This window comes from Streptomyces sp. NPDC013317 (assembly GCF_055563155.1).
In genome coordinates, this window is the sequence record NZ_JBVHDX010000005.1 from 70,216 (window position 1) to 85,025 (window position 14,810).

Sequence of the window (14,810 nt, forward strand, 5' to 3'; positions counted from 1 at the left end):
CACAGAAGAGAGACCCCATGTCCTGGCTGTCCAGATTCAGCCTCGCGCAACGGGCCCTGATCGGGCTGATGTCCATCGTGGCCATCGTCTTCGGGGCGATAGCCATCCCGCAGCTGAAGCAGCAACTGCTGCCCTCGATCGAGCTCCCGATGGTCTCGGTCCTCGCCCCCTACCAGGGCGCGTCGCCCGACGTGGTCGAGAAGCAGGTCGTCGAACCGCTCGAAAGCACGATCAAGGCCGTCGACGGCATCAAGGGCGTCACCTCCACCGCCTCCGAGGGCAACGCCCTCATCATGGCCACCTTCGACTACGGCGACGAGGGCACCAAGCAGCTCGTCGCCGACGTCCAGCAGGCCGTGAACCGGGCCCGCGTGGCGCTTCCCGACGGAGTCGACCCGCAGGTCGTCGCCGGTTCCACCGACGACATCCCGACCGTGGTGCTCGCCGTCACCTCCGACAAGGACCAGCAGGCGCTCGCCGACCAGCTGGAGCGCACGGTCGTCCCCGCCCTCGAGGACATCGACGGAGTCGGCCAGGTCTCCATCGACGGCGTCCAGGATCTCCAGGTCTCCGTCACCCCCGACGACAGGAAGCTCGCCGCGGCCGGCCTCACCACCATGAAGCTCGCCGAGGCCATCCGGTCGGGCGGCGGCACGGTGCCCGCGGGTTCCTTCTCCGAGGACGGCAAGAGCCGCACCGTGCAGGTCGGCGGCGGCTTCACCTCGCTCCAGCAGATCCAGGACCTGCGCATCAAGCCCGAGAAGGGCGAGGCCGTCCGCCTCGCCGACGTGGCCACGGTGCAGCAGACGGAGGCCTCCCGGGTCTCCATCACCCGCACGGACGGCAAGCCGAGCCTCGCCGTCATGGCCACCATGGACAACGACGGAAGCGCCGTCGCCATCTCGGACGCGGTCAAGGACAAGCTCCCCGAGCTGCGCGCGGACCTCGGCTCGGGCGCCGAGCTCACCGTCGTCTCCGACCAGGGCCCCGCGGTCTCCAAGTCGATCTCCGGTCTGACCACGGAGGGCGCGCTCGGTCTCGTCATGGCCGTCCTGGTGATCCTGGTCTTCCTCGCCTCGATCCGCTCCACCCTGGTCACCGCGGTCTCCATCCCGCTCTCGGTCGTCCTGGCCCTGATCGTGCTGTGGACCCGTGACCTCTCGCTCAACATGCTGACGCTGGGCGCCCTCACCATCGCCATCGGCCGGGTCGTCGACGACTCGATCGTGGTCCTGGAGAACATCAAGCGGCACCTCGGCTACGGAGAGGAGCGCCAGGCGGCGATCCTCACCGCCGTACGCGAGGTCGCGGGCGCCGTGACCTCCTCCACGCTCACCACCGTCGCGGTCTTCCTGCCGATCGGTCTGGTCGGCGGCATGGTCGGCGAGCTCTTCGGCTCGTTCAGCCTGACCGTCTCCGCGGCCCTCCTCGCCTCGCTCCTGGTCTCGCTGACCGTCGTCCCGGTGCTCTCGTACTGGTTCCTGCGCGCCCCCAAGGGCACGTCGGAGGACCCGGACGAGGCCCGGCGCCTGGCGGAGGAGAAGGAGAGCCGGAGCCGGCTGCAGCGCCTGTACGTCCCCGTTCTGCGGTTCGCGACCCGGCGCCGCCTCACCAGCGTGGCGATCGCGATCGTCGTCCTGGTCGGCACCTTCGGCATGGCCCCGCTCCTGAAGACGAACTTCTTCGACCAGGGCGAGCAGGAGGTCCTGAGCATCAAGCAGGAGCTGGCTCCCGGCACCAGCCTCGCGGCCGCCGACGAGTCCGCGAAGAAGATCGAGAAGGTCCTCGCCTCCACCGACGGGGTGAAGAACTACCAGGTCACGGTCGGCTCCTCGGGCTTCATGGCCGCCTTCGGCGGCGGCACGGGCGCCAACCAGGCCTCGTACCAGGTCACGCTGGACGACTCGGCGTCGTACGAGAAGACCCGTGACGCCATCGACGAGGGCCTCCGCGAGCTCGAGGGCATCGGCGACACGACGATCGCGGCGGGCGACGGCTTCGGCAGCCAGGACCTGAGCGTGGTGGTCAAGGCCTCCGACGCGGACACCCTGAAGGAGGCCTCCGAGGCGGTCAAGGCGGAGGTCGCGAAGCTGAAGGACGTCACCGACGTCCAGAGCGACCTGTCGCAGTCCGTGCCGCGGATCTCCGTCAAGGCCAACGCGAAGGCCGCGGACCTCGGCTTCGACGACACGACGCTCGGCATGGCCGTCGCGCAGGCGGTCCGGGGCACCCCGGCGGGCAAGGCGATCCTCGACGACTCCGAGCGGGACATCGTCCTGACCTCGGCGAAGCCGGCCACCACGATGGAGAGCCTGAAGGCGCTGCCGCTCGGACCGGTCAAGCTCGGCGACATCGCCGACGTGAAGCTGGTCCCGGGCCCCGTCTCGATGACCCGGATCGACGGCTCGCGGGCCGCGACGATCACCGCCAAGCCGACCGGCGACAACACCGGCGCGGTGAGCGCGGACCTCCAGTCGAAGATCGCGGCCCTCGACCTCCCGAAGGGCGCGACCGCCTCCATCGGCGGTGTCTCCGAGGACCAGTCCGAGGCGTTCGTCAACCTCGGCCTCGCGATGCTCGCGGCGATCGCGATCGTGTTCATGCTCCTGGTCGCGACCTTCAAGTCGCTCGTCCAGCCGCTGATCCTGCTGGTGTCGATCCCGTTCGCGGCGACCGGCGCGATCGGTCTGCTCGTGATCACGGGCACGGCGATGGGCGTCCCGGCGATGATCGGCATGCTGATGCTGATCGGCATCGTGGTGACCAACGCGATCGTCCTGATCGACCTGATCAACCAGTACAGGTCGCAGGGGCTGGGGATCGTCGAGGCGGTCGTCGAGGGCGGCCGTCACCGGCTCCGCCCGATCCTGATGACGGCCCTGGCGACGATCTTCGCGCTGCTGCCGATGGCGCTCGGCGTCACCGGCGAGGGCGGCTTCATCGCCCAGCCGCTGGCGGTGGTCGTGATCGGCGGTCTGATCACCTCGACGCTGCTGACGCTGCTGCTCGTCCCGACGCTCTACGCGATGGTGGAGCTCCGCAAGGAGCGCCGCGCGAAGAAGAAGGCGGACAAGAGGGCGAAGAAGGCGAAGAAGCGGGACGGCACGCTCGACAACCCCGAGCAGCCGGACGGGACCCCCGCGGACGCGACGCTGCTGGACGCGCTCGACATCTGACGCCCCACACGGCGAAGGGCGCCCCGCTCAGTGCGGGGCGCCCTTCGGCGCGTCTACCGGAGAAGCGTTACGGCAGCGCCAGCATCCGCTCCAGCGCCAGCTTCGCGAAGCTCTCGGTCTCCTTGTCGACCTGGATCCGGTTGACCAGGTTGCCCTCGGCCAGCGACTCCAGCGCCCACACCAGGTGCGGCAGGTCGATCCGGTTCATGGTCGAGCAGAAGCAGACCGTCTTGTCGAGGAAGACGACCTCCTTGTCCGGGTGTGCGTTGGCCACGCGGCGGACCAGGTTCAGCTCCGTGCCGATCGCCCACTTCGAGCCGGCCGGGGCCGCCTCCAGCGTCTTGATGATGTACTCCGTCGAGCCGACGTAGTCCGCGGCGGCGACGACCTCGTGCTTGCACTCGGGGTGCACCAGCACGTTCACGCCCGGGATCCGCTCGCGCACGTCGTTGACCGAGTCCAGCGAGAACCGGCCGTGCACCGAGCAGTGGCCACGCCACAGGATCATCTTGGCGTTCCGCAGCTCCTCGACGGTCAGGCCGCCGTTCGGCTTGTGCGGGTTGTACAGGACGCAGTCGTCGAGCGACATGCCCATCTCCCGCACCGCCGTGTTCCGGCCCAGGTGCTGGTCGGGCAGGAACAGGACCTTCTCACCCTGTTCGAAGGCCCAGTCGAGGGCGCGCTTGGCGTTGGACGAGGTGCAGATCGTGCCCCCGTGCTTCCCCGTGAAGGCCTTGATGTCGGCCGAGGAGTTCATGTACGAGACGGGTACGACCTGGTCGGCCACGCCGGCCTCGGTCAGCACGTCCCAGCACTCGGCGACCTGCTCGGCGGTGGCCATGTCGGCCATCGAGCAGCCGGCCGCGAGGTCGGGCAGGACGACCTTCTGGTCGTCCGTGGTGAGGATGTCGGCCGACTCGGCCATGAAGTGCACACCGCAGAAGACGATGTACTCGGCCTCCGGGCGGGCGGCCGCGTCACGGGCGAGCTTGAAGGAGTCGCCCGTGACGTCGGCGAACTGGATGACCTCGTCGCGCTGGTAGTGGTGGCCGAGCACGAAGACCTTGTCCCCGAGCTTCTCCTTGGCCGCGCGGGCGCGCTCCACCAGGTCGGGGTCGGAGGGCGACGGAAGGTCGCCGGGACACTCCACTCCGCGCTCGCTCTTCGGGTCGGCCTCGCGGCCGAGCAGCAGCAGGGCGAGCGGCGTCGGCTGGACGTCCAGGGGCTGGGCGGTGGTCACGTCACGCACCCTTTCTTATCTGCGGCAACGCTTTTCGTCTAAATGACGCTATCTATCATAACCGCTTCACGTCACTTTGACGATGTCCATAGTGTCGATGTGACGAATTCGCGGTCCACGGTTCGGATCTTGCCGTTCTCCGCTTCGCGGGCGGGTGTGCGAGCATGAAGGGGAAAAGACGTGAAGGCCGAGCCTCGCCCGGAATGAATCCGGGGCCCCGCCGGTTGGACCCGTCGGCAAGCAGTCTCCGTACAACCCGGGAGAGAAGCAGATGTCCGTATCGGACGAGAAGACCACTGTCAGCGACGGCATCCTCCTGTCTGACGCCGCCGCGGCCAAGGTCAAGGCCCTGCTCGACCAGGAAGGCCGCGACGACCTGGCGCTGCGCGTCGCCGTACAGCCCGGCGGCTGCTCCGGCCTGCGCTACCAGCTCTTCTTCGACGAGCGTTCGCTCGACGGCGACGTCGTCAAGGACTTCGACGGCGTCAAGGTCGTCACCGACCGCATGAGCGCCCCGTACCTGGGCGGCGCCTCCATCGACTTCGTCGACACCATCGAGAAGCAGGGCTTCACGATCGACAACCCGAACGCCACGGGCTCCTGCGCCTGCGGTGACTCGTTCAGCTGAGTCGTCAGTCGTACGTACGAGGGCGGCCGCCCCGGGGACTCCGGGGCGGCCGCCCTCGTACGTACGCCGTGGTGCGCGTGCCTACCGGCGCGGGACGGGCTCCCCGCTCGGCGCGTCCACGACCGTCCGGCCGCCCAGCGGCTGCTCCAGCGTCACCGTCCGGGTCACCTCGACCGCCATGGCGATGCACGCCCGGCCCGGGTCCGTCGCCTTCTCCGTCACGCGCACGGTGACCTTGTCGGCGCTCTCGCCGGCCGTGGCCGTGTAGGTGCTGCACACCCCGCCCCAGAAGGTCACCGAGAGCTTCGTCCCGGTGCCGTCGACGCGGTACGACTGGATCTGCCGCACGGGCGCCGTGCCCTGACCGGGGTCCGGCGTCGGCGTGGGGCTCGGCTCGGCAGGGGGCGCCAGGTGCTCCGGCGCCACAGCCGTCCGTACCACCGTGTGGGGCTCCGCCCCGGCCTCCGACTCCACCCGGAACAGCCAGGACGGTACGAGCGCCCGCTCACCGTCGACGAACTGCGCGGCGAGCCCGAGGGTCGCGCCCGTGACGGCCAGCTCCTTCGGCGCGGCGCCCGGCTCGCAGGTCACCGTCGGCGCCTCCCGGGCCGCCTCGCCGGCCGGCGGATCCGTCGCGCAGCCGCCGATGCCGATCGAGCCGGGGCCGGACGACGCCTTGTTCAGCTCCTCCAGGGCCCTGTCCGCGCTGATCAGCGGGTAGTCGGCCCCCTTCGCCGGCTCCTTCAAGTGCCCGCTTCCCGCGACCGGTTCACCGTCCGGGCCGACATGGATGCCGGTCGACCAGCCGTACGTCGGCAGCCCGCCCACGACCGGGTCGGCGTTGACCACCCGTACCGACCCCATCAGCTGGCTCGCGTCCAGCTTCGCGTCCTCCTGGCCGATCGCCTTCAGTACGGGGGTGGCCGCCGCCCTCGCCGCCGCCTCGCTCACCGGCCCGCCGCTCGGGGGCTTCACCTCGCCCGGTGGGGGACACGCCTTGCCCTTGAGGCAGGTGTCACCGGCCGGACCCCCCTCGTACCGCGAGAACGTCCAGCTGCCGGGGGCCTCGGCCGACACGTCGAGCCGCAGCCCGGAGCCGTCCTTCTCCGGCGCGATCTTCCAGACCTCGCCCTCGAGGCGCGGCGCGCCCGGGATGCCCAGGGCGCGGGCGAGCCGGGTCACCTCCGCCGCCGTGACCCGGCCCTCGGGCCGGTGGACCGCGGCCGAGGAGGGTCCCTCGGGCAGGGGTCCCCTGGCCCGGTAGACGGCTCCGCCGCCGCTCGGGTCGGGCTCGCCCGGCGCGATGCCGGCCCCGCCGTCCGCACCGCCGGTACCGTCCACGCCGCCCGTGCCGTTCTTGGCGTCCAGGCGCAGCGGCGGGGGAGCGGCCGCGCCCGCGGGCCGGCTGTCACCGCCCTCGGAGGCCGTGGTCGCGAAGTACACCCCGCCGCCCCCGGCCAGCAGGACGCCCGTCGCCACCGAGGCCACGAGCAGCGGCCGGTGCCGCATCCGCCGGTTCTCCGTACCGCTCACCGCATCGCTCCTTCGTCCCTGCCCCTGGAAGGCGTCCTTCCGGGAGACAGCCCCCGGAGGACATCAGTGGGACGGAATGGACGAGCGGGTGGTTCCGTCGCTCAGGAGCCGTATTCGGACGTCGCGGCGATCAGCCGCGCCGAGGCGGGCGGAACGACGACGCCGTGGATGCGGGCGGGGGAGACCCTGGCGGGAACGTCGGCCGCGGGCACCACCCAGTGGGGGGCCATCCGCGCACTGTCGCCGCACAGCTGGGCCAGGCTGAACTCGGACTCCTGATGCTCACGAGGAGCGGGGTACGTGGACATACGCGCACCGTACGCACGCGACGCCTCCGGGGAAAAGACCTACTCTGAGGTAGTTTCCACTGTTCGGCAGGACAGCCTCCAGCCGGTAGCGTGAACTGTCAACCCCTTTCCGTCCCGCAGGAGCGCCCAGCCGTGCGTATCGCAGTCACCGGCTCCATCGCCACCGACCACCTCATGACCTTCCCCGGCCGGTTCGCAGACCAGCTCGTCGCGGACCAGCTGCACACGGTCTCCCTCTCCTTCCTCGTCGACAACCTCGACATCCGCAGGGGAGGCGTGGGCCCGAACATCTGCTTCGGCATGGGCCAGCTCGGCGGCAACCCGATCCTCGTGGGTGCGGCCGGTTACGACTTCGACGAGTACCGCGCCTGGCTCGACCGCCACGGTGTCGACACCGGCTCGGTGCGGATCTCCGAGGTCCTGCACACCGCCCGGTTCGTCTGCACCACGGACAAGGACCACAACCAGATCGGCTCCTTCTACACGGGCGCGATGAGCGAGGCCCGGCAGATCGAGCTGAAGGCCGTCGCCGACCGCGTGGGCGGCCTCGACCTCGTCCTGATCGGCGCCGACGACCCCGAGGCGATGCTGCGCCACACCGAGGAGTGCAAGGCGCGGGCCATCCCCTTCGCCGCGGACTTCTCCCAGCAGATCGCGCGCATGGACGGCCAGGAGATCCGCACGCTCCTGGACGGCGCCACGTACCTCTTCTCCAACGAGTACGAGAAGGGCCTCATCGAGTCCAAGACCGGATGGACCGACGAGGAGATCCTCGGCCGGGTCGGCCACCGGGTCACCACGCTCGGCTCGCGCGGCGTGCGCATCGAGAGCGCGGGCGGGGAGACCATCGAGGTCGGCTGCGCGGAGGAGGACGCCAAGGTCGACCCGACCGGGGTCGGCGACGCGTTCCGAGCCGGCTTCCTCACCGGCCTGTCGTGGGGCGTCACCCTGGAGCGCGCGGCCCAGGTCGGCTGCATGCTCGCCACGCTGGTGATCGAGACCCTGGGCACCCAGGAGTACACGCTGCGCCGGGCGAACTTCATGGAGCGCTTCACCAAGGCGTACGGCGACGAGGCCGCGGCCGAGGTCCAGACGCACCTGGGCTGACCCCCGTAGGGGCTCCGCCCGGCGCGGAGCGGGCGGAGCCCCGAGGCCACCCGGCGCAGGGGCGCGGAGCCCCTACGCCACCCGGCGCACCACGTACGCCGACCCGCCCTTCGGGGACGGCTCCTCGCCCACGTACTCCTGGCCGCGCATCTCGCACCAGGCCGGGATGTCCAGACGGGCCGCCTCGTCGTCCGCGAGGACGGTGACCGTGCCCCCCAGCGGCACGTCGCCGATCACCTTCGCCAGCTCGATCACCGGGATCGGGCAGCGCTTGCCCAGCGCGTCGACCACGAGCGACCCCGAGACGCCCGGCTCCGTCGCCGCCTCCGGAGCGCCGAGTCGCTCCCGTACCTGCGCGACCACCCCCGGCAGCACCGCCAGGAAGCGGTCCACGTCCTCCTCCGCCGTGCCCGCCGGCAGGGACACCCGCACGTTGCCCTCGCTCAGCACTCCCATCGCGCGCAGCACATGGCTGGGCGTCAGCGTCGAGCTCGTACACGACGAACCGGACGAAACGGAGAAACCCTCCCGGTCCAGCTCGTGGAGCAACGTCTCTCCGTCGACATAGAGACACGAGAACGTGACGAGATGGGGGAGCCGGCGCACCGGGTCGCCCACCACCTCCACATCGGGGACGAGCTCCGGAACCCGCGCCCGGATCCGGTCCACCAGACCCCGCAGCCGCGCCCCCTCGGCCTCCGCCTCCGCCCGCACGGCCCGCAGCGACGCCGCCGCCGCCACGATCGCCGGCAGGTTCTCGAAACCGGCCGACCGGCCCGACTCCCGCTCGTCCGCCGGGCCTTGGGGGGAGAAGCGGACACCCTTGCGGACCGCGAGCAGGCCGACCCCCGCCGGACCGCCCCACTTGTGCGCACTCGCCGCCAGCAGCGACCAGGGCCCCTCCACCGGCCCCCAGCCCAGTGACTGCGCCGCGTCCACGAGCAGCGGCACCTCCGCCGCGCGGCACGCCTCCGCCACCTCCGCGACCGGCTGCGCCGTCCCCACCTCGTGGTTGGCGGACTGCAGACAGGCCAGCGCCGTCCCCGGCTCCAGGGCCGCCGCGAAGGCCGCGGCCTCCACCGCCCCGGACCGGCCCACGGGCACCTCCGTCAGCGAACCGCCCGCTGCGGCGTGCGCCTCGCCCGCGTGCAGTACGGAGGAGTGCTCGACCGCCGAGACCACCAGCCGGTCCCCGACACGCCGACGCCCGGCGAGCGCGCCGGCAATCCCCGTATGCACCGCCCGCGTCCCCGAAGGAGTGAACACCAGCTCGTCGGGGCGGCAGCCCACGGCCTCCGCCGCGGCCTCCCGCGCCGCGTCGAGCAGCATCCGGGCCCGCCGCCCCTCCCGGTAGAGCCGGGCCGGATCGGCCCAGCCCTCGTCCAGGGAGGCAAGCAGCGCCTGGCGGGCGACGGGGTGGAGCGGGGCGGAGGACGCGGCGTCGAAGTAGGGCACGGCCCCACGCTAGTCCCCGCTCCGTAATCCCCCGTCAGATGCCCCGCGCGGGCCGTCGATCGCCGCACGTCCGGGGCCCCGGACCCGCCTGCGGAGGGGGCGGGTCCACCCCTTCGGGGAGTCGGACGGCGCGTTGGGCACCCTCCCCGCGCGACCCCAAATAGCGTCCAGTAGGGTTTGGTCCGCATAAACATCCAAACCCCTGCCCGCGGCCGGGGCGGCGACCGACCAGCGAGACGGCCGTAGCCGACCAGCGCGGGCCGAGACTCTCGGGAAGGCGCTACGTGAGTCCCAACGGCTCCGACCGCTCGTCGCGGCGCCCGATGCGGCGGAAGCTGCCGCAGGTGCTGACTGCGGGCCTGATCCTGGCGACAGCCACCGGCTGCTCGTACAACTGGGAAGACTTCCCCCGCCTTGGTATGCCCACCCCCGTCACGGAAGAGGCTCCCACGATCCTCTCCCTGTGGCAGGGCTCGTGGGCGGCTGCGCTCGTCACGGGCGTCCTGGTGTGGGGGCTGATCCTGTGGTCCGTCATGTTCCACCGGCGCAGCCGCACCAAGGTCGAGGTACCTCCGCAGACGCGGTACAACATGCCCATCGAGGCGCTGTACACGGTCACTCCACTCATCATCGTGTCGGTGCTCTTCTACTTCACCGCGCGCGACGAGTCGAAGCTCCTTTCGCTCTCCGACAAGCCGGCCCACACGATCAACGTGGTCGGCTACCAGTGGAGCTGGGGCTTCAACTACATCGAGAACGTGCCCGGGGTGACGGGTGACGCTCAGACGGCCCCCAACCTCGACGCCATTCCGGACAAGTACCAGGACCAGTTCCCGGCGAACGCCGGCGGCGTCTACGACGCCGGCATCCCGGGCGACCGGAACCCGCAGACCGGCAACCCGGGCCCGACCCTGTGGCTGCCCGAGGGCGAGAAGGTCCGGTTCGTCCTGACCTCCCGTGATGTCATCCACTCCTTCTGGGTGGTCCCCTTCCTGTTCAAGCAGGACGTCATCCCGGGTCACACCAACGTCTTCGAGGTGACCCCGAACAAGCAGGGCACCTTCCTCGGAAAGTGCGCCGAGCTGTGCGGTGTCGACCACTCCCGGATGCTCTTCAACGTCAAGGTGGTCTCTCCGGAGCGCTACCAGCAGCACCTGAAGGAGCTGGCGGAGAAGGGGCAGACCGGCTACATCCCGTCGGGCATTGAGCAGACGGACCCGGCCAGGAATGCGGAGAAGAACCAACTGTGAGCATCCTCAACGAACCCCAGGGTGCGGCCGCGGCTGAGGACTCGTACGAGAACGAGCTCCCGGTACGCCGCAAGCAGCCCGGCAATGTGGTGGTGAAGTGGCTGACCACCACCGACCACAAGACGATCGGCACGCTGTACCTGGTCACGTCGTTCGTCTTCTTCTGCATCGGCGGCCTGATGGCGCTCTTCATGCGCGCCGAGCTGGCCCGTCCGGGCACGCAGATCATGTCGAACGAGCAGTTCAACCAGGCGTTCACGATGCACGGCACGATCATGCTGCTGATGTTCGCGACGCCGCTGTTCGCCGGATTCGCGAACTGGATCATGCCGCTGCAGATCGGCGCGCCCGACGTGGCGTTCCCGCGGCTGAACATGTTCGCGTACTGGCTGTACCTCTTCGGCTCGATCATCGCGGTGGCCGGCTTCCTCACCCCGCAGGGTGCGGCCGACTTCGGCTGGTTCGCCTACTCCCCGCTGTCGGACGCCGTCCGCTCGCCGGGTGTCGGCGCCGACATGTGGATCATGGGTCTGGCCTTCTCCGGCTTCGGCACGATCCTCGGCTCGGTCAACTTCATCACCACGATCATCTGCATGCGCGCTCCGGGCATGACGATGTTCCGCATGCCGATCTTCACCTGGAACGTGCTGCTGACCGGTGTGCTGGTCCTGCTCGCCTTCCCGGTCCTCGCCGCCGCGCTCTTCGCGCTGGAGGCCGACCGCAAGTTCGGCGCACACGTCTTCGACGCGTCCAACGGCGGCGCACTGCTGTGGCAGCACCTCTTCTGGTTCTTCGGCCACCCAGAGGTGTACATCATCGCGCTGCCGTTCTTCGGCATCGTCTCCGAGGTCATCCCGGTCTTCAGCCGTAAGCCGATGTTCGGCTACATCGGTCTGGTGGCCGCGACGATCGCGATCGCCGGTCTCTCCGTGACCGTGTGGGCGCACCACATGTACGTCACGGGCGGCGTGCTCCTGCCGTTCTTCTCCTTCATGACGTTCCTCATCGCCGTACCGACCGGCGTGAAGTTCTTCAACTGGATCGGAACGATGTGGAAGGGCTCGTTGTCCTTCGAGACGCCGATGCTCTGGACGATCGGCTTCCTGGTCACCTTCACCTTCGGTGGCCTGACGGGCGTCATCCTGGCCTCGCCGCCGATGGACTTCCACGTCTCCGACTCGTACTTCGTCGTCGCGCACTTCCACTACGTCGTCTTCGGCACCGTGGTCTTCGCGATGTTCGCCGGCTTCCACTTCTGGTGGCCGAAGTTCACCGGCAAGATGCTGGACGAGCGGCTCGGCAAGATCACCTTCTGGACGCTCTTCATCGGCTTCCACGGCACGTTCCTGGTGCAGCACTGGCTGGGTGCCGAGGGCATGCCGCGTCGTTACGCGGACTACCTGGACGCCGACGGCTTCACCGCGCTGAACACGATCTCGACGATCTCCTCGTTCCTGCTCGGCCTGTCGATCCTGCCGTTCCTCTACAACGTCTGGAAGACCGCCAAGTACGGCAAGAAGATCGAGGTCGACGACCCGTGGGGTTACGGCCGTTCGCTGGAGTGGGCCACCTCCTGCCCGCCCCCGCGGCACAACTTCCTCACCCTGCCGCGGATCCGTTCCGAATCCCCGGCGTTCGACCTGCACCACCCTGAGATCGCCGCTCTCGACCAGCTCGAGAACAAGCCGCACGAGGCCGAGGCCCTCACCGGCAGCAAGGAGGCCGGCAAGTGAAGATCCAGGGCAAGATGTTCATCTGGCTGAGCGTCTTCATCCTCGCCATGGCGATCCTCTACGGCGTCTGGTCGAAGGAGCCGGTCGGTACCACGGCGCTCTTCCTGGCCTTCGGCCTCGCCATCATGATCGGCTACTACCTGGCCTTCACGGCCCGGCGGGTCGACGCGATGGCGCAGGACGACAAGGAGGCCGACGTCGCGGACGAGGCCGGCGAGGTGGGCTTCTTCGCCCCGCACAGCTGGCAGCCGCTCTCGCTGGCCATCGGTGGCGCGCTCGCCTTCCTCGCCGTCGCCATGGGCTGGTGGATCCTGTACTTCTCGGCTCCGCTGATCCTGGTCGGCCTGTTCGGCTGGGTGTTCGAGTTCTACCGCGGTGAGAACCAGAACCAGTAGCCCGTAGCAGTACCCCGCAACACCCCGAGGGGCCCGGACACTTCGTCACCCGAAGTGTCCGGGCCCCTCGTTTGCAGCACTCGGCGCGCTGGCCGCGAGGATTGTTCTTACGGTGATGTCATGAACGACACGCCGCGCATTCGGACTGTTCTGAGCTGCACCCTTTTGGCCCTCCTGGTCACCGCCGGCGCCGGTGCCTGCGCGGGCACCGACGGCAATCCGCTCTCCGCCAAGCCCTACGACGCGGCGGAGCAGGTCGCCTTCAGCGCCCCCACCGACGGCAGGAAGGCCGACCCGGACAAGGCCCTGGAGATCACGGCCAAGGGCGCGGACGGCCGCATCACGGACGTGACGGCCGTCGACGCGACCGGGCACCACCTGGCCGGCGAACTCACCGCCGACGGCCGTCTCTGGCGCTCCACGGGCTCCCTGACGGCCGGCGCGACCTACACCGTCAAGGTGTCCACGGAGGACGAGGACGGGGCCCCCGGCGCCCGCACGTTCACCTTCGAGACGACCCCGGCCAAGCGGGCCCTGACGGTCGCGTTCGGCCCGGAGGCGGGCAAGTACGGCGTCGGACAGCCCATCACGGCCGACCTCAGCCTCCCCGTCAAGGACCGGAAGGCCCGCGCGGTGGTCGAACGGGCGCTGAAGGTGCGCTCGACCCCGGCCGTCGAGGGCTCCTGGCACTGGGTCGACGACCGGAAACTGCACTTCCGTCCGAAGGAGTACTGGCCCGCCGGCGCGGCGATCACGGCCACCGCCAACCTGGCGGGCGTCAAGGTCGGCGACAAGCTGTACGGCGGGGACTCCAAGCCGCTCGAGCTGACGATCGGCGACCGGATCGAGGCCGTCGCGGACGCCGGCACGTTCTCCATGACCGTGCGGCGCAACGGAGAAGTGATCAAGACCATGCCGGTGACCACCGGCAAACCGGGCTTCTCCACCCGCAACGGCATCAAAGTCATCCTCGGCAAGGAGTACTTCGTCCGGATGCGCGGCACCAGCGTCGGCATCGCGGAGGGCAGCTCGGAGTCGTACGACCTGCCCGTCTACTACGCGACACGGGTGACCTGGAGCGGCGAGTACGTCCACGCCGCGCCCTGGTCCGTGGGCTCGCAGGGGTTCGCCAACGTCAGCCACGGCTGTGTCGGCATGTCGACGGGGAACGCGGCCTGGTTCTTCGAGACCGTCCGTCCGGGCGACATCGTGCAGACCGTCAACAGCATCGGCGACATGATGGACCCGTTCGGGAACGGATTCGGCGACTGGAACCTGCCCTGGGACAAGTGGCGCGAGGGCAGCGCCCTGGTCGCGGACACCAAGAGCGCCGCCCACCAGCCGGACCCGTCCCGGCTCAGGCCGCTCGTTTAAGGGCTCGGTTCGCCTCCGCAGCGCCTCATGCGCTCACTCGCCGGGGTCCTGGCTACGCGTCGATCGACAGACGCGAGCGGAGCAGGGCCGCCAGGGACGCCGCGAACTCGACCGGTTCCACCGGAAGGGTGACCGCGGCGTCCGCACGGCTCCAGGTGGCCAGCCACGCGTCCTGCGGGCGGCCGATCAGGAGCAGCACCGGCGGGCAGCGGAAGATCTCGTCCTTGATCTGCCTGCAGACGCCCATGCCTCCCGCCGGCACGGCCTCGCCGTCCAGCACGCAGGCGTCGACGCCACCCTCCTCCAGCCGCTTGAGCACGGCCGGGAGTGTCGCGCACTCGATGAACTCGACCGGCGGAACGTCGGCCGCGGGCCTGCGACCCGCCGCCAGGCGCACCTGTTCCCGCGTGTTCGCGTCGTCGCTGTAGACCAGGACCGTGGCGCTCGACTGCATCGTTCCTCCGTGAAGGTCATCAACCGATGCGCGGGATGCTACTCCGTCCCACACCCCGTCAACACCGGTACGACACCGGTTGGGAGGCCACTTCAATGGGCCGTTCGGGCTGGACAGACGCCCCTGACACTCCGAACGGCACCCCCCGGAGTGAGGG

At 69.9% G+C, this 14,810-nt stretch carries 12 protein-coding genes; 7 read left to right on the forward strand and 5 right to left on the reverse strand.

All coding sequences use genetic code 11. The features are described from left to right. The first annotated feature begins 17 nt into the window (after window positions 1-17). The gene (locus ACZ3IJ_RS15910; protein WP_467468526.1) at window positions 18-3,176 is read left to right on the forward strand and encodes an efflux RND transporter permease subunit; all 3,159 of its coding nucleotides are present in this window, start codon (window positions 18-20) and stop codon (window positions 3,174-3,176) included. A 67-nt stretch (window positions 3,177-3,243) separates the two neighbouring features. Here the strand turns inward: ACZ3IJ_RS15910 and nadA are convergent, their stop codons facing one another. Beyond that, a complete protein-coding gene (gene nadA / locus ACZ3IJ_RS15915) occupies window positions 3,244-4,425 on the reverse strand; it encodes a quinolinate synthase NadA (protein ID WP_467468528.1) in 1,182 nt (393 codons plus the stop codon). 262 nt (window positions 4,426-4,687) lie between these two features. Between nadA and ACZ3IJ_RS15920 the strand changes: the two genes are divergently transcribed. After that, window positions 4,688-5,044 (forward strand): HesB/IscA family protein, encoded by a 357-nt coding sequence (locus ACZ3IJ_RS15920; RefSeq protein WP_018848827.1) that lies wholly within the window; start codon window positions 4,688-4,690, stop codon window positions 5,042-5,044. A gap of 81 nt (window positions 5,045-5,125) precedes the next feature. On the opposite strand, the gene ACZ3IJ_RS15925 is transcribed toward ACZ3IJ_RS15920, so the two are convergent. Next, window positions 5,126-6,577, reverse strand: coding sequence for a hypothetical protein (locus ACZ3IJ_RS15925; protein WP_467468530.1), 1,452 nt, complete (start codon window positions 6,575-6,577; stop codon window positions 5,126-5,128). A 101-nt stretch (window positions 6,578-6,678) separates the two neighbouring features. After that, window positions 6,679-6,885 carry a hypothetical protein gene (locus tag ACZ3IJ_RS15930; RefSeq protein ID WP_467468531.1) on the reverse strand — a complete coding sequence of 69 codons (207 nt, stop codon included), beginning with the start codon at window positions 6,883-6,885 and terminating at the stop codon, window positions 6,679-6,681. Window positions 6,886-7,017: 132 nt separating this feature from the next. On the opposite strand from ACZ3IJ_RS15930, the gene ACZ3IJ_RS15935 reads away from it, so the two are divergent. After that, on the forward strand, window positions 7,018-7,992 hold the full coding sequence (locus ACZ3IJ_RS15935) for a carbohydrate kinase family protein (protein ID WP_467468533.1): 975 nt from the start codon (window positions 7,018-7,020) through the stop codon (window positions 7,990-7,992). A gap of 72 nt (window positions 7,993-8,064) precedes the next feature. On the opposite strand, the gene ACZ3IJ_RS15940 is transcribed toward ACZ3IJ_RS15935, so the two are convergent. Continuing rightward, window positions 8,065-9,447 (reverse strand): aminotransferase class V-fold PLP-dependent enzyme, encoded by a 1,383-nt coding sequence (locus ACZ3IJ_RS15940; protein ID WP_467468535.1) that lies wholly within the window; start codon window positions 9,445-9,447, stop codon window positions 8,065-8,067. Between the two features lie 284 nt (window positions 9,448-9,731). On the opposite strand from ACZ3IJ_RS15940, the gene ctaC reads away from it, so the two are divergent. The 4 genes from ctaC to ACZ3IJ_RS15960 all read left to right on the forward strand — a co-directional run bounded on the left by ctaC (window position 9,732) and on the right by ACZ3IJ_RS15960 (window position 14,199). Then, window positions 9,732-10,697 carry an aa3-type cytochrome oxidase subunit II gene (gene ctaC, locus ACZ3IJ_RS15945; protein WP_383229196.1) on the forward strand — a complete coding sequence of 322 codons (966 nt, stop codon included), beginning with the start codon at window positions 9,732-9,734 and terminating at the stop codon, window positions 10,695-10,697. Continuing rightward, a complete protein-coding gene (ctaD, locus tag ACZ3IJ_RS15950; RefSeq protein WP_383229195.1) occupies window positions 10,694-12,430 on the forward strand; it encodes an aa3-type cytochrome oxidase subunit I in 1,737 nt (578 codons plus the stop codon). The genes ctaC and ctaD overlap by 4 nt, the downstream gene beginning before the upstream one ends. Next, on the forward strand, window positions 12,427-12,825 hold the full coding sequence (locus ACZ3IJ_RS15955) for a cytochrome c oxidase subunit 4 (protein WP_352189325.1): 399 nt from the start codon (window positions 12,427-12,429) through the stop codon (window positions 12,823-12,825). Before ctaD ends, ACZ3IJ_RS15955 begins: the two co-directional genes overlap by 4 nt. A gap of 120 nt (window positions 12,826-12,945) precedes the next feature. After that, the gene (locus ACZ3IJ_RS15960) at window positions 12,946-14,199 is read left to right on the forward strand and encodes a L,D-transpeptidase (protein WP_467468537.1); all 1,254 of its coding nucleotides are present in this window, start codon (window positions 12,946-12,948) and stop codon (window positions 14,197-14,199) included. A gap of 52 nt (window positions 14,200-14,251) precedes the next feature. Here the strand turns inward: ACZ3IJ_RS15960 and ACZ3IJ_RS15965 are convergent, their stop codons facing one another. After that, window positions 14,252-14,653 carry a response regulator transcription factor gene (locus ACZ3IJ_RS15965; RefSeq protein WP_467468539.1) on the reverse strand — a complete coding sequence of 134 codons (402 nt, stop codon included), beginning with the start codon at window positions 14,651-14,653 and terminating at the stop codon, window positions 14,252-14,254. Window positions 14,654-14,810 lie beyond the last annotated feature (157 nt).

Excerpts from the sequence above, each read along its gene's own strand:
- ACZ3IJ_RS15910 (WP_467468526.1), top strand. The coding sequence starts at position 18 with ATGTCCTGGCTGTCCAGATTCAGCCTCGCGCAACGGGCCCTGATCGGG.
- ACZ3IJ_RS15920 (WP_018848827.1), top strand. The coding sequence starts at position 4,688 with ATGTCCGTATCGGACGAGAAGACCACTGTCAGCGACGGCATCCTCCTG.
- ACZ3IJ_RS15965 (WP_467468539.1), bottom strand. The coding sequence starts at position 14,653 with ATGCAGTCGAGCGCCACGGTCCTGGTCTACAGCGACGACGCGAACACG.
- ACZ3IJ_RS15930 (WP_467468531.1), bottom strand. The coding sequence starts at position 6,885 with ATGTCCACGTACCCCGCTCCTCGTGAGCATCAGGAGTCCGAGTTCAGC.
- ACZ3IJ_RS15960 (WP_467468537.1), top strand. The coding sequence starts at position 12,946 with ATGAACGACACGCCGCGCATTCGGACTGTTCTGAGCTGCACCCTTTTG.